This window comes from Candidatus Paceibacterota bacterium (assembly GCA_028718635.1).
Classification (GTDB): Bacteria; Patescibacteriota; Minisyncoccia; order Phycocordibacterales; family UBA9973; genus UBA9973.
Map to the genome: position 1 here is coordinate 66,456 of JAQULK010000001.1, position 15,607 is coordinate 82,062.

The 15,607-nt window shown below is 39.5% G+C and carries 14 protein-coding genes; 8 read left to right on the forward strand and 6 right to left on the reverse strand.

The features are described 5' to 3' along the window. Positions 1 to 85 precede the first annotated feature (85 nt). The 5 genes from PHT16_00345 to PHT16_00365 form a co-directional block, all read right to left on the reverse strand. Positions 86 to 1,858, reverse strand: a complete 1,773-nt coding sequence (locus PHT16_00345; GenBank protein MDD5720888.1) for an ATPase, T2SS/T4P/T4SS family — start codon at positions 1,856 to 1,858, stop codon at positions 86 to 88. A gap of 179 nt (positions 1,859 to 2,037) precedes the next feature. Continuing rightward, positions 2,038 to 3,519 (reverse strand): Ig-like domain-containing protein, encoded by a 1,482-nt coding sequence (locus PHT16_00350; GenBank protein ID MDD5720889.1) that lies wholly within the window; start codon positions 3,517 to 3,519, stop codon positions 2,038 to 2,040. A 99-nt stretch (positions 3,520 to 3,618) separates the two neighbouring features. Then, positions 3,619 to 4,740, reverse strand: a complete 1,122-nt coding sequence (locus PHT16_00355; GenBank protein MDD5720890.1) for an ATP-binding protein — start codon at positions 4,738 to 4,740, stop codon at positions 3,619 to 3,621. An 86-nt stretch (positions 4,741 to 4,826) separates the two neighbouring features. Continuing rightward, positions 4,827 to 5,588: a hypothetical protein gene (locus PHT16_00360; GenBank protein MDD5720891.1), complete on the reverse strand. Its 762-nt coding sequence runs from the start codon at positions 5,586 to 5,588 to the stop codon at positions 4,827 to 4,829. Next, entirely contained in the window at positions 5,578 to 5,850 is a 273-nt protein-coding gene (locus PHT16_00365) for a hypothetical protein (GenBank protein ID MDD5720892.1), read from the reverse strand. Before PHT16_00365 ends, PHT16_00360 begins: the two co-directional genes overlap by 11 nt. 151 nt (positions 5,851 to 6,001) lie before the next feature. Here PHT16_00365 and PHT16_00370 point away from each other — a divergent pair, with 151 nt between their 5' ends. From PHT16_00370 to PHT16_00405, 8 genes are all read left to right on the forward strand, one after another. Continuing rightward, on the forward strand, positions 6,002 to 6,349 hold the full coding sequence (locus PHT16_00370; protein ID MDD5720893.1) for a GIY-YIG nuclease family protein: 348 nt from the start codon (positions 6,002 to 6,004) through the stop codon (positions 6,347 to 6,349). 237 nt (positions 6,350 to 6,586) lie between these two features. After that, a complete protein-coding gene (locus PHT16_00375; protein MDD5720894.1) occupies positions 6,587 to 8,158 on the forward strand; it encodes a beta-propeller fold lactonase family protein in 1,572 nt (523 codons plus the stop codon). A gap of 143 nt (positions 8,159 to 8,301) precedes the next feature. Further along, entirely contained in the window at positions 8,302 to 8,886 is a 585-nt protein-coding gene (locus tag PHT16_00380; GenBank protein ID MDD5720895.1) for a hypothetical protein, read from the forward strand. Continuing rightward, positions 8,876 to 9,589 (forward strand): nucleotidyl transferase AbiEii/AbiGii toxin family protein, encoded by a 714-nt coding sequence (locus PHT16_00385; protein MDD5720896.1) that lies wholly within the window; start codon positions 8,876 to 8,878, stop codon positions 9,587 to 9,589. The genes PHT16_00380 and PHT16_00385 overlap by 11 nt, the downstream gene beginning before the upstream one ends. Before the next feature lie 130 nt (positions 9,590 to 9,719). Then, positions 9,720 to 10,913: a transcription termination factor NusA gene (gene nusA, locus PHT16_00390; protein MDD5720897.1), complete on the forward strand. Its 1,194-nt coding sequence runs from the start codon at positions 9,720 to 9,722 to the stop codon at positions 10,911 to 10,913. 142 nt (positions 10,914 to 11,055) lie between these two features. Continuing rightward, positions 11,056 to 13,080 carry a sodium-translocating pyrophosphatase gene (locus tag PHT16_00395; protein MDD5720898.1) on the forward strand — a complete coding sequence of 675 codons (2,025 nt, stop codon included), beginning with the start codon at positions 11,056 to 11,058 and terminating at the stop codon, positions 13,078 to 13,080. Positions 13,081 to 13,188: 108 nt separating this feature from the next. Further along, positions 13,189 to 14,301: a trigger factor gene (locus PHT16_00400; protein ID MDD5720899.1), complete on the forward strand. Its 1,113-nt coding sequence runs from the start codon at positions 13,189 to 13,191 to the stop codon at positions 14,299 to 14,301. 47 nt (positions 14,302 to 14,348) lie between these two features. Continuing rightward, the gene (locus tag PHT16_00405; GenBank protein MDD5720900.1) at positions 14,349 to 14,582 is read left to right on the forward strand and encodes a hypothetical protein; all 234 of its coding nucleotides are present in this window, start codon (positions 14,349 to 14,351) and stop codon (positions 14,580 to 14,582) included. Between the two features lie 75 nt (positions 14,583 to 14,657). On the opposite strand, the gene PHT16_00410 is transcribed toward PHT16_00405, so the two are convergent. After that, positions 14,658 to 15,584: a Fic family protein gene (locus tag PHT16_00410; protein ID MDD5720901.1), complete on the reverse strand. Its 927-nt coding sequence runs from the start codon at positions 15,582 to 15,584 to the stop codon at positions 14,658 to 14,660. Positions 15,585 to 15,607 lie beyond the last annotated feature (23 nt).

Genomic DNA, 15,607 nt, shown 5'->3' on the forward strand with positions numbered 1-15,607 from the left:
TGTTACAAATATTTCTAATATTTAATTTCATATTTTTATTTAGTTTTAAATTGCGATCGCGGCTTCTAACGGGATTACTCTGGGATTACTCCGAAACCACTCGAAACACTTCTTCTAGAGAAGTAATACCCAAGACCGCCTGAAAGACTCCATCCTCGATCATGGTCATCATTCCCTCTTTTTTGGCTTGCGCTTCAATGTCATCCTGAGAACCTCCCTTGAGGATCATTTCCCTGATGGTAGGAGTTACTTTTAGCACTTCATGCATTCCGATACGATCTGAATATCCATCTTCAAATTCAGCGCTCTTTACTGCTTTATAAAAAGGAATTTCATCCCAAGTATCTTTTTCCTTTATAATATTTTCATTTTTTAAAAAATCTAGCACCCTATCTAAATCAACTATCTTTCCCAGATTTTTTATCTCATCAGGAGACAAAAAATATTTTTCTTTATTCGACGTAAGCCTGCGCACTAGTCTTTGAGCAATGATTGTCTTTACGGTGGCAGTTATTAAAAAAGGCTCCACTCCCATATCTATAAGTCTTGGAATCGCGCCAGAGGCAGAATTGGTATGAATCGTAGAAAGAACCAAGTGTCCAGTAAGGGAAGCATTGACGGCCAATCCTGCCGTCTCTCCATCGCGAATTTCTCCCACCATCACAATGTCCGGATCTTGACGCAACAGCGAACGAAGCCCATTTGCAAAAGTTAAGCCGATCTCCGGTTTGACTTGTGTTTGATTTACTCTCGGCATTTGATATTCGATAGGATCTTCCACTGTAGAAATATTAACTTCCGGTCTATTTAAAAGATCAAGCATGGTATACAGAGTAGTAGTCTTTCCGCTTCCAGTCGGGCCAGTGGCGAGCACCATCCCGGTTTTTTGTTTCAATGAATTATGGATTCGTTCCAATCCCTCGCCGTGGAAACCTAGCACCTCCAAAGAAAAACCGTGCGCATTTTCTTTTAAAATTCTAATCACCGTCTTTTCTCCAAAGAAAGTCGGTAAAGTGGAAACACGGAAAGAAATTTTTTCTCCATTTTGCTCTATTTTAAATCTGCCGTCTTGAGGTAATCTTTTTTCATCCAATTTTAAATTGGACAATACTTTGATGCGCGCAGTTATCCCGGAGCCGGCGTTTTTTTCCAAGACCATCGCGTCATGCAGGATGCCGTCTATTCGATAACGCACGGTAAGCTCGCTCTCTCCGGGCTCAATATGAATATCAGAAGCATTTTGCAAGATTGCGTGAAAAATCAGGGAATCCACTATCTTAACCACTGGTAAGTCCTCCGCCATTTCTTTCAATTCCAATTCAGACTTTTCGCCGGTTTTTTCTGTAAAATTTTCACTATCCTCTCCTACTGAAGCATTCAAGTTAGCAGTTTCTTTTTGGATGATATCTTGAAACTCGGATTTCAAACTCTGCCGATATTGAACCAAGACAGATTTTATAGAAGTCGTGTCAGTGAGTCTAGGCAAGATTTTTAACCCCGAACGTTTTTTAATAAAATCAATAACCGGAAGGTCATCCACATCAAGCATTGCCACCTCCAAGCCATTCTCGCTTTTTTTATAGGCAACAATATTATAATTGCGCGCAATCGGTTCAGGAACAAAAGAAAGTACCGAGAAATCTATTTTTTGATCATTTAAATTAACGAATGGTATTCCTAAAACAAAAGCTTCTATTCGTTTTAAATCTGTTTCGGATATTTTTCCTTCAGAAAGTAAAATGTCGCCTACTTTTTGTTTTTTAGTTTCGGCTTTTTTAAACGCATCGTCAAGATCTGCTTTAGACACCAGTCCCTCATCTAAAATAAATTTCTTCAACTGTTCTTCGTCGATTTGCATGTAGATATAGTATAGCAAAAATTTATACAACCCCCTAAATCCCCCTTGTCAGGGGGACTACCTCACCCCTTGCTTTCCCCCTCTCCTTAATAAGGAGAGGGGCTGGGGAGAGGTGAATTCCTCCCCTGACAAGGGGAGGGCAGGAGGGGTTGGGAGGGGGTCAGGAGGGGTTGAATTTGTTATTCTTCTATATACCCTGGAATTTTCTTTTGTGAACAAGAATCAGATCCACAAGTCCAAGTCCACTTAGTGGGACTACTTATTCTATTTGTACCAGAATCACAAGTATGATCAGCCGAACCAAGAGGACAAACAGCAGGATCACCGTCACATTTGTAATGTTTCATTGGAAGAATATTACAGCCACCAGAAATACAAGATCCACCAGTACATGATTGAGAAGAATTTCCCAAACAATTAGCTCCGCCATTTGCTGGGCTTGGATTTGTACAAGAACGAGATTGGTTACAAGAAGCATCACAAGTACTCCAATCGCTCCACCCACCATCAACAGGAGTAAGTATCACTGCACATTTCGCCCCATCCCAACCGGTTCCTCCTGCGCAAGTTGCAGTAGCTGTAGTAGTGGCAAGTAATTTTGAATTATTATAAAGATAAAAATTTCTGGTGCCTTTTGGAGAGCCACCGGTTACAGAATAAGTTGCTGAACCTGACAATCCAGTTGCCACAATGATATTTGTAGGAGTTGTGACTGAAGAAGAAGTCCACTCAGGATTAGTTGTAGTCCAAGCTAGGTTTGTAATGCAACTACTTGCTCCGGATGCAATAGTACAATTAGAAGCAGTTAAGGTGCCATACATGCCTGTGCTTGCTACTGTGAAGGTAGCAGAGGCAGTCAGACCACTGTATGTAGCTCGAATAGAAGTAGAACCACCACTTACTGCAGTGGCTAAACCAGAAGAGTTAACAGTGGCAATAGCAGTATTGAGTGAAGACCAGGTAGCTGAGCTAGTCACAGTCTGACTAGCTTGAGGACCGGAACCGTCTGGATCGTAAGTAGCTACGAACTGCTGAGTTTCTCCGACATTCTTGGTAGCAGAAGAAGGGGTGACGACAAGGGTAGGGGTAGGAGCCGCTGAAACAGCAACACCACTAAAATCAATCCAACCCACGACTTCACTCCCCCAACCACATTCAGTCGAAGGACAGCTAGATGGTGTAGAACTAGTACTATCCAAAGTTACCCCATATCCTGTACCAGAAAGAGCAATCCAACCATCCCAACCACTACTGCCATCTCCTCCAGAAACTGCTTTTGCCCAACCAGTTAAATTACTACCTGTAATTTTCGCGTTATCAGCGGTGGTTCCACTACCAGTCGGCCAACCAGAAAGTCCGCCGAACTTTATCCATCCGATATTGGGTGACCAAGCGTAACCTGTAAGATAACCGCTCGCATCTTTATTGACGCCATAGCTCGAAGTCGCGCAATTATTACCAGTGTTCGTGCAGTTGAAACTAATCCAACCGATATTTGATGACCAAGCATAACCGGAAATATTGTCCGTAGTGCTTGCTGAGGCTAAAAAAGGTAAAAAACAAAAAACTCCAAACACTAAAACAAAAATAACTTTTAAGAAAGATTCCGAAAAAAAATTCGGAAAAAACTTCGAGGGAAACTTTGGGAAATAAATTTTCATAATTTTATTATTATACTCCCTACGCTATAAAAAATACACAATGAGTTATCCACAGAAACACAGAAATACAACCTTACATCCTAGCAAGAACTGTTCTTGCTAGAAATAGTCTATAATATTCTCAGTATTTACAGACATAAAAATCGATTTTGGATATGTTTCCAACCAGGCCTTTGGCGCGCTTGCTTTTTCTTTCCATTTACATTCAAAAGCTTCAACTTGACCATCTGAAATTTCTATAAAATCCACTTCCGCCCCATTTCTGTTTTTCCAAAAATGAATTTCACTTGTTCTCCCTGAATATTCTCGTTGTTTTATCTTTTCCGCAATAAAAAAATTTTCAAAGATTGCTCCTTTGTCCAATCGAAATTCTATGGGATCGTTGTTGTTGATAATAGCGTTTCTAATACCTATATCATAAAAATAAATTTTGTGGCTTTTGTTTATTTCCTTATTTTTATTTGTATAAAAGGGAGTAAGTCGAAAGACAATAAACGCTTGTTCAAGCAAATTCACATAGTTTAAGACCGTGCTCCTAGTTATGCCGGCTTCCTTGGCCAGTTCTGAATAAGATATCTCGCTTCCAATGCGCAAAGCTAAAAGCTTTATTAGCTTTTCAAAAGCAAAAGAATTTCTAATATCTCCAAACATAAATAAATCCTTGAACAAATAATCTCCAGCCAATTCTTTTACCAGAAGCGCCTTTTCTTCTCTTGATTCGACGGAAACTATCTTTGGGTACATGCCGAATGTCATATACGTCTCAAGTTCTTTTTGTATTTTTATTTTCCCGTGCGCTGAAACCAATTCTTTTATTGATAAAGGATAAAGATAAAATTTTCTATTCCTGCCGGTCAGAGGTTCATTCAGTTTGTTGGCTAACTCGAAAGAGGAAGAACCAGAGGCTATCACTTTTGCGCCTTCAACATTGTCGGCAATCAATTTGAGTGATATACCGATGTCTTTTATTCTCTGGGCTTCATCAATGACCACAAGATCATACCCTGACACTAACTGAGAAAGCTCGTCTGATGACCTATGTTCCAAGAGGAGAGCATCTTTTGGATCATCTCCCTGCAAGTAAAGTGTTTTTGTAAAATTCTTCAATATTACCTTGATAAGAGTGGTTTTCCCAACCTGCCTTGCTCCGTAGAGTATTATTATAGGCTTTTTGCCTAAGTTTTTTATCAAAGTATCATATATTGTTCTAACATAATTCATAGATATAGTATACAATATACATACCTAAAATAGCAAGTATGAAACTATTTTAAGTAATCCCCTAGTAAGAACTGTTCTTACTAGTTCTATGATTTATAACAATAATAAGCAGTTGCCTTGGATCCATCTCCACCAGTACAATCGCCATTAACTGAACATTGAGTCACAACAATTCTTTGTGATGTATATCCATTCGGACAAGAACAAGCACCTGTAGCGGGATTCGTCAGTGCGCAAGCAGCACTACTACTTGGTCCTGTCATTGTATAAATTCCGCCAAAAGACAATGCACCACCATTTAGCTGACTCGCCCATTTGCCAACGCTGTTTATCCAATAGTCATTGGCAGTAATATTACCAGTAGTGCCAAGATCAAGTTTTTGAGTAGGGTTAGGTGTGCCAATACCGACGTTGCCGTTACTGATATATACAGTTTCTTTTCCATTTGCTTTTAATACTAATGATCCACCAACGGCACCTCCAGCGCCCACAACAGCATTATTTCCGTTATATCCTAAAAATCCTTTACCACTCACATCTCCCCAATAAGTAACTCCTAATATATCTAATTTCTGTGTTGGACTTGTTGTTCCGATGCCGACGTTGCCATTTTCAACTATAAGACCATAAGCAGCAGCACCCCCGGAAGTAGTAAGACCCTTTATCCATAAATTACCTTGTTTGATTTGACCGATATTTCCAACGTTGATTGGTGTATCAGTGTTATTATTAGGAGCAGTAGCTGTAGGACCAACCCACGTACTAGAAGCAAAAACATAACTACCCCCAATCACCAATATTAGTGCTAAGACGATGGATTTTATATTTTGTATTATTTTAGTTTTCATTGAATTTAATATTTTTTATTTTTGTAATGGGAGATGCTTCGGATGGTTGACTCAGAATTTTGAGTCGCTCTTCATCAGTCATGTTTGGATTTGCTGGAGGAATATTTGATGGTTTTTGTAATATTTCTAGCCGCTGTTCATCTGTAAGAGACGGGGGAGATTTCGGCCGAGAAATAAAGTAAAAAATAAGAAGACCAAAAAGAATAATAATTAAAATAGCAATCGCTATTTTTTGATATCTAATTAAATGACTTTTAATCATGGATTCAATTATAAAGCAAAAGAAAGATGATGTGAAATAGGGGGTGTGGATAACCCCCACACCTTTCTTGGTATCGCTTTTTTTCTGCTAATAAAAATAGTTAATAATAATATTTATTTTAATATAAATTGTAATCGTAGTGGTACTTCTAATGAAAAAGCAGAATAATACCAAGAAAGGTGTGGGGGATAACCCTTTCACTATACTTTTGCTCAAAAGGTGTGGAGGTCATATAATAATTATTATGTATTATGTTTATATTCTTAAGAGTTTAAAAGATGGAAAACTATATGTTGGATCAACCAATGATCTGAAGCGAAGACTTTCGGAACACAATAACGGACTTAATCGTTCAACAAAAGCTAGACGTCCTTTTGAGCTTCGATATTATGAAGCTTGTGCTAGTGAAAGTGATGCCCGAACTAGAGAATATAATCTAAAGAAAGATGGAAAAGCACTTGGGCAACTTAAAAGAAGAATTTCCGAAAGTCTTAAATAAATCCCCACAACCTATTTGGATAGGTGTGGGGATAAAATGAAAGGTGTGGATAACTATGCGACTCAGCTTGCTATTTCTGTAGAAATGTGGTATGGTACCTAAAGAAAACAATGTCAGTTCTCTGACAACTAAAAAAGTCAACCTGACCTTTTGGGTTGGGTTTAAAATAAAAGTGAAAAAATGCACGCGGACGGCCAGTTAGCGCGTCGGTGCAAAGAAAGAAAGGTAGGTAGAAAGATGAAAAAAGCAATTTCTATTCTCGTAGTACTGTTGTCGTTTATTTTTACGACAACAGTTTATGCGGGAAATGTTCCCGCCGTTTCAGTGCAGGCAATCGACGTACCGTCGATTGCCAAAACGGGAAGTAATTTCACGATCGTTGTTACGATCGTGGGTAGTGGAACAAAGACAAAGATAGTAAAAGCCACCGTCAAATTTTATTTGACGAGTGGCAAGAAAAAGATATCTATTGGGAGCAAGAAAGTGACCATGGACGAAAGTACATGGTCGGGGGGTATTGTTCGCAAGATCCCAAAGAAAACAAAAGAGGGTACATATTACCTCTTGGTATGCGTAGGGAAAGTCTGTGTCGCTTCTACGACACAGATTCAGGTGGTAAAGGTATTACCGCCTCCACCGCCTCCACCACTGTCACCGCCTGTTCAGATGTGCACAGATTACACGTACACCGAATGGTCTGCTTGTGACCCAAGCGGACACCAAAACCGTACGACGATTGGCTACTTGCCAGCTGGTTGTACAGGTGCGCCGTCAACGGCGCCGGTATTAACACAGTCATGCACGCCACCTTCGCCACCATCGCCACTTTTCAAAATGGATGGAGAGACTAAGAGAACTGCTGTTGACGAGACAGGCAACCTGTTCACTATCATCACCACAACGTCAGGCCTAGATTCTTTGGTAAAGTCTGACAAAAATGGAGAAACATTTTGGGAAACGTCAATGGGGTGCAATCGTAGTAACATTGCACTCCTAGGAACGAATGCTTACGTTATCTGTAAAAAGGGAACAGGGGTATTCGTTGAGGTCGTTGACCAAAGTACTGGTCAACCAAAAACTGAACTGGAAACAAAAATCGCCAGCAACGGCGAACCGTTTACAATCATTGCTGATCCATCCGCATCAAGTCTGTATTTAATGTGGGTTGATTATAACAGTGGTTCGACGATGCCCTGGATGGCCAGAGCAAATTCAGACGTCAACCAAACGTCAGGTTTTGTAAACGGTCCCTTTGACGGAAACATCGCCGTCGGGGCAACCGGTGTTTACATATCAAGATACACCGGTGAATGGGATGTCGTGGTAGACAGGCATGCGAAAGACCTGTCTGCAAAAACCAACATTGTGAGTTTGATCAATGTTGGTGAGCTAAGCGGTATAACACTTAGCGGTGATGAAAAAGAACTTTTTATCACCGACAGGGGAAATTTTATGGCAAGAGCTGTAGGAGACCCCCCTACTAGGAACGCGTTGTTTGTGGTTGACATCACTAGTGGTGGTATCAACACGATAGACGCTGGCCTAGCTTATGGCAACGGGCCAAGCGACTTGTCATATGATCCCTTTGGATTATACAGTATAGTCCAGACGGCAGATGGGTATTCTATTATCAAAATAGACCCAGCTACTGGCAAAATTACCCCAATTGTAACTAATATCAGCGGAGGTGGTGGTGACCACCGCCCTTTATTAACAACAGACACTGCCAGCGGGAGATTCTATGTCTCCCATCTGGCAAATCAACCAGACACTGTTTGTGTCTGGGACCTGGGTGGCAATCCACTCTAAGGTCGATCTCAAATGGGCTCCCTTCAGCATGAAGGGAGCCCATTATTACTTTAATTTGAAATAAAAAGGAGTGTTGACTAACTTTTTATAATAAAATACAATGAAACTGTGAGTAATTATCAGTTCGGTCAAACATTATCAATATGGACAGTTTAATAGCAAAATTATATCAATCACCAAAAACAATCCTATCTAACAAGGATTTGGCTTTGATTTGGCAGGAAAATAACGAAGAAAGTTTATACGCCAAAACTGCCTACTATGTAAAACAAAAAGCTCTAATCAGATTGACTCGGGGAGTTTTTGCTAAAAAAAAAGATTACAATCCAAAAGAATTGGCAACCAGTATTTACACTCCGTCTTATATCAGCTTCGAAACAGTTTTGAGAGAGGCCGGTGTCATTTTCCAACACTACGATACAATATTTGTAGCTTCTAAATGGCCTAAAACAATGACTATAGATAAAAATACTTTTACCTTCAGAAAATTGAAAGATGCTATCCTGTTTAATTCCACTGGTGTTGTCAATAAAGATAACTACAGCGTGGCCACCGCAGAAAGGGCATTCTTGGATATGATTTATTTATTTCCGAATTATTACTTTGATAATTTGAAATCGATCGACTGGGGTAAATGCAATGAATTAGTAAAAATTTACAACAACAAAGAATTAATAAAACGATTGAATAAATATCGCAAAAATTATCAAGAAAAAAATGTTGAATAGGCAAAAACATCAATTAATAATGAGTCGGATTTTGAAGGACATCTATACCGATATTACGATCAGTCCGCTCTTGGGATTCAAGGGTGGCACTTGCGCCTATTTTTTCTATAATCTGCCAAGGTTCTCGGTGGACTTGGATTTTGATTTGTTGGTGGTGAATGACGAAAATCAAAAAATAGTATTTGAAAAAATTGTTGCTATCTTAAAAAGATACGGAGAAGTCAAAGATCAATACATCAAGAGATTTACTGTCTTTGCTCTGCTCTCCTACGGTGATGACGACCATAATATCAAGGTTGAAATTAATGTTAGAAAATTGATAGAAAACATTCAAGACCACTATGAGATGAAGGAATATCTTGGCATCTCCATGTTTGTCGCCAAAAAAGATTATTTGTTTGCGAGCAAACTCTCGGCTTTGACCTTGAGAAGCGAAACCGCAATGAGAGACATTTATGATATTCACTTTTTTGCCAAAAATAGTTGGGATATTAATGCTGAAGTTATCAAAGAAAGAACCGGCAAAACCACCAAGGAATACTTGGCTGCTTGCATAGCATTTATAGAAAAAGTAAAGGGCAATCAAATTTTGCAGGGATTGGGGGAACTTGTTGATAGTGAAAAAGAAAAAGCGTGGATTAGAAATCATTTGAAATCCGACTCTATCTTCATGCTGAAAAATTATATGTCGGTAATAAAATAATTTTTAGGTTGCAAAAAAATACCATCTATGATATTATTCTAGTGTGTAAGTCCTGTCGCAACAGGGCTTTTATTTTTAAAAACTTAATAGCCAGACAGCGCCTAAGGTGCTGTCTGGTGCAAAAAAATTTATGTTAGACATAAAAACATTCAGGTCAGCGTTGGAACAATTGGAGGAAGAGAGGAAAATCCCAAAAGAAAAAATACTGGAAGCTATAGAGCAAGCGATGGCCGCTGCTTATAAAAAAGATTATGGCAAGAAAGGACAAATCATCCGAGCAAAGTTCGATATGGAAACTGGTAAAACAGATTTTTTCCAAGTAAAAATCGTGGTAGACGAAAGTATCGCCATTATGGATGACGAAAGACCCCTACCCAACCTCCCCCTTAATAAGGGGGAGGAGCAAGGAGGGGGTGCAGACGAGCGCGTGCATTTTAATTCCGAACATCACATTCTTCTCGAAGACGCAAAAAAAATTACAAAGGGAGCCGAGCTAAATGACGAAATAATTTTTCCACTAGAACAAAAAGACAATTATGGACGCATCGCCGCACAGACCGCCAAGCAAGTCATCATCCAGAAGATCCGCGAGGCAGAACGCACTTCTATTATAGATGAATATGGCACCAAAGAGGGCGAGGTTATTTCCGGCATAGTGCAAAAAGTAGAAAGAGGAAACGTCTATGTCGATTTCAACAGAGCTACCGGAATATTGCCTACCGAAGAACAAATCCCAGGAGAATATTGGACTCGCGGACAAAGAATCCGAGCTTATCTTTATAGCGTGGAAGACACTCATCGAGGCATCAACTTGCGCCTTTCTCGAACTCATCCCAAATTTGTAGAAAAACTTTTTGCCATAGAAGCGCCAGAGATAGAAAACGGCATAGTAGAGATTAAATCTATTGCGCGTGAAGCAGGCGCTCGTTCAAAAATTGCGGTTTATTCAAACGACGAGCACATCGATCCAGTCGGCTCTTGCGTCGGCCAAAAAGGAACCAGAGTAAACACTATCACCACCGAACTTTCCGGAGAAAAAATCGACATCATTCCTTGGTCCTCTGATCCTTCTCAATTCATTTCTAATTCTCTTTCTCCAGCCAAAGTTATTTCGATTGTTATAGACGAGAAAGAACACAAGGCCATCGTGGAAGTGGCCAACGATCAGCTGTCGCTCGCCATCGGCAAAGGCGGACAAAATGTGCGCCTCGCCGCCAAACTGACCGGCTGGAGGATAGACATAAAAGGCGATGATTTGTCTGCGCAAACAGAAAAAGAAGTTGTTAAAAATGAAGAAGACGTTAAGGAAGATGAATCCCGTTAGAAGTCATTTTATTGGGATGAATCCCGTTAGAGATCAGTTGGTTAATATAAAAATTAAAAATGTTTTGTTATAATAAATTTAGTCGACATTAATAAGTTAATTTATGGTACGGGAATGCAAAGCATTCCCTATCTCTAACGGGATGAATCAATTTTTATCGTTTGCGATCATTAGTTCGTTTGTCGCTATTGTTTACGGTTTGTTTTTGGCTAAATCAATATTAAAAAAGAGTCCTGGAAATACTCGCATGCAGGAAATTGCGAAAGCAATTCAAGAAGGGGCTAGCGCATATTTAAATAAACAATATAAAACTATCAGCATTATTGCGGTGATCCTTTTCTTTATCATCGGTTTGGTGCCAAAACTCGGATGGACTATGGCTTTTGGATTTTTAGTCGGAGCTATTTTTTCTGGTCTTGCAGGCTATATAGGTATGAACGTATCTGTCAGAGCAAATGTCCGCACGACCGAAGCTGCTAAGAGTGGCATAAATGAAGCGCTTTCCCTGGCCTTTAAGGGCGGTACAGTTACCGGACTTTTAGTAGTCGGCTTGGCTCTCTTGGGCGTAACAGCTTTTTATGCAATTACAAAAGATGTCCCTGCGCTTGTAGGGCTTGGTTTCGGCGCTTCCCTTATTTCAATCTTTGCAAGATTGGGCGGAGGAATTTTTACAAAAGCAGCCGATGTCGGCGCTGACCTTGTAGGCAAGCTTGAAGCAGGCATTCCAGAAGACGATCCAAGAAACCCCGGAGTTATCGCAGACAATGTCGGGGACAATGTCGGGGATTGCGCTGGCATGGCAGCTGATTTATTTGAAACTTATGCTGTCACCTCAGTCGCTACGATGTTGCTCGGCTCGCTTCTTTTTGTCGGTTTTGAAAATGCAGTCATCTACCCTCTCGTAATAGGCGGTATGGCAATATTCGCATCTATTATCGGTACTTGGTTTGTGCGCTTAGGCAAAAGCAAGGAGGGTCAAGAAAATATAATGGGCGCCTTATACAAAGGCCTCATCGCCTCTGGTGTCATCGCAGCTGTTTTATTTTATCCTGTTACCAATATTCTTATGGCAGGAAATGGAAAATATGCAGTAATAGATTTATTCATTTGCTCTTTGGTTGGTCTCTTTGTTACTGGAGCGCTTGTCGTCATTACAGAATATTTCACTTCTACAAAATACTATCCCGTAAAATCTATCGCGGAAGCATCGGCTTCCGGTCATGGCACAAATGTTATTCAAGGTTTGGCTATTTCCATGAAAGCTACTGCCTTGCCTTTGATCACAATCGTTTTAGGAATATTGATTAGTTATAGTTTTGGCGGACTTTATGGAATCGCCGTAGCTGCGATGTCTATGCTTTCAATGACAGGGATAATTGTGGCGATAGATGCCTATGGTCCTATCACCGACAACGCGGGAGGTATTGCAGAAATGGCAGAACTTCCAGAATCAGTTCGAAACATCACTGATCCTTTAGATGCAGTTGGAAACACTACCAAGGCTGTTACAAAAGGTTATGCTATCGGTTCTGCTGGACTTGCCGCACTGGTTCTTTTTGCCTCTTATACAGAAGAAATTATAAAAGCTGGAAAAAGTATCAATTTTGATCTAAGTAATCCATTTGTAATTATGGGACTCTTTTTAGGAGGACTTCTTCCCTACTATTTCGGAGCGCTTTGCATGGAAGCAGTGGGAAAAACTGCCGGAAAAGTGGTAGAAGAAATCCGAAGACAATTCAGAGAAATAAAAGGAATTATGGAAGGCACTGCAAAACCGGATTACGCAAAAGCTGTTTCAATCATTACGGGTGCCGCTATCAAGCAAATGATCTTGCCCGCCCTTATACCAGTCCTTGCTCCAATTTTAGTGATTGTTCTTTTTGGAAAAGAAAAAGGGTTTGTTGTTTTAGGCGGTCTTCTTGTCGGCTCCATCGTTACAGGACTTTTCGTTGCCATTTCGATGACCTCAGGCGGAGGCGCATGGGACAATGCTAAAAAACACATAGAACAAGGCAATCACGGAGGCAAAGGAAGTGAGGCTCATAAAGCTGCAGTTACTGGTGATACTGTCGGAGATCCTTACAAAGACACAGCCGGCCCTGCCATCAACCCTATGATAAAAATCCTAAACATAGTTGCCTTGCTTTTAGTTATTTTATTGATGTAATCCCGTTAGAGGCCGCGGTCGCATATGGGAAGAAGAATTAGAAAATTATTATTAATTTAATTTAGGCAGTATGTAAGTTCAATGCGAACGCGACCTGCCTCTAACGGGATGAAAATTACTGTAAACAAATTACCAAAAAGCGAAGTAGAAATCGAAGGTGAAATAGACGCTGAGATTTTTGAATCTTATTACGAGAAAGCGCTCAAGAAAATCGGCGAGAATTTTGAGACGGACGGATTCCGCAAGGGCAAAGTGCCGGAAAATATTTTACTTTCCAAAATTCCAGAAATCAGCATCTTGGAAGAAATGGCAGAGATGGCTTTGAGCGAACATTATCCTAAAATAATTGAGAGTGAAAAAATAGATGCCATAAGTCGCCCAGAAATTTCAATTATAAAATTAGCGCGCAAGAATCCTTTAGGATTTAAAATAAAAACCGCCATCTTGCCGGAGATGAAACTTCCTGACTATAAAAATATCTCTAAGAAAATAACTTCTGAAATTACTGATGCTGAAAAAAATATCGTCGTCTCTGATGAAGATTTAGAAGCCACCATTATGGACATCCGTAAATCTCGCGCACCCAAGGTGCATATGGCAACCCCTCCCCAACCCCTCCCCGAAGGGGAGGGGGGAATTTCTTCCTCCCCTTCGGGGAGGACTGAGGAGGGGTCGGAGAAGGCGGGGGATGAGGTGGAACCCGAACTCCCTGCATTTGATGATGAATTTGTAAAAGGTCTTGGTCCTTTCAAAGATGTGGAGGATTTCAAAACAAAACTAAAAGAAAATATAAAACTAGAAAAAGAAAACCAACAAAAAGAAAAGACCAGATTGAAAATTATAGAAAAAATAGTCGAGGATAGCGTTATGGATTTGCCTGAGATTTTGGTTGAAGTTGAACTAGATAAAATTCTATACCGCATGGAATCCGACATTACTCAAATGGGATTGAAATTTGAAGACTATTTGAAACATTTAAATAAAACCAAAGAGGATTTGAGAAAAGAATTCAGAACGGATGCCGAGAAGAAAGCCAAGCTTGCTCTTATCTTAAATGAGATAGCTAAAGTTGAAAAAATAGTCGCCGACCCCGAGCAAGTCGCCAACGAAGTCGCAGCTATTTTGGAACACTATAAAGACGCCGACCCCGAGCGCGCTCGCATGCACGCCGAAAACGTCCTCACCAACGAAAAAATATTTCAGTTTCTAGAAAACCAGTAAAAACTATGCAACAAAAGATATTGTAAAATAATTAATTTTATAAATTTATGGAATCTAGTAATAATTTTAAAAAATCATCGCCAGAAGATCTAAGTATAAAACCTGAGAAGAAAGACCGTAAAGAAATTGAAATGGAAATAAAAAAATTGGAAAAACAATTATCAGAATGTTCATATTTGGAACAACAAAAAATTAAAGAGAAGATAGAAAAATTGATTCAGGAATTAGGAGATGACGATAGACTTAAAAGATTGTTTCAAAATGGATTGGTGGATAATTAATCCGATAATCTGTCTTCAGACTACAAGAAATTGTAAAAAAAAGTTATACGCTTATTATATTCACACCAAAGAATTTCAGTCCTTTCTTCCCAAAATTTTAAATCCATCCATAATCGCATCACAAAGAAAATCCTCCAGCTGGCTTTGATCTTCTTTGGTTTGAGCTTTATAAAGATAAGTATAATACAATCTCTTGTTTTCTTGCTTGATAATAGCAGGCGCAAGATTAGACTTCAGGAGCATGGCAGATATTAAAATCCGTCCGATACGCCCATTTCCATCAGAGAAAGGGTGAATCTGCTCAAAACGGCTATGCACTTCCGTGATTAAGGCAACTATGTCTTTAGTTTTTTTATTCATTTCTTTAATAATACTTGGAATTAAATCGGGTATTTTCATGTAATTGGCAACCGGCAAATTAACCCCCAAAATTCTCACTGCGTGGTTGCGATATGTCCCCGCATCAGAAAGAATGCCATTCATTAAAATACTGTGCAGCCTCAATATTAATTTTTCATCCAACTTCCCGCCCTTTGAAATATATTCAAAAAGATAAATAAGAGCTGTTTGATGGTTCTTGGCCTCCAATTGTTCAGTCAAACTTTTATTTGGCAAAGAAACATTATCAAAAAGGATAGACGCAGTATCTGGTTCGGTTAAGGTGCTCCCTTCTATTTTATTGCTATTGTATGTAAGTTTTAATAGAAATGTATCTCTAATATCCGGATTGTTTAGTATGGTGGCAATAATGTTTTTATGTTCTTGAGACTTTTTATTTAGGATTTGTTTTTTAGCCACCAGCTGATCTATCGGAATTATTTTTTCCCCTGTCACTTCTAAAAATAACTCATCAATCAAAATCTGTATTTTAGGTCGAGGAATTGATTTGCCCGTCCACCAGCTATTAAAGGCCACAAAAGAAACGCCGATCCGTTCAGCTAATTTAGTCTGGGTTAATCCAGTGGCTTGTTTAATAACTTGTAATTTTTTTACTATATCCATGCAGGATATGATATCAAACTTTA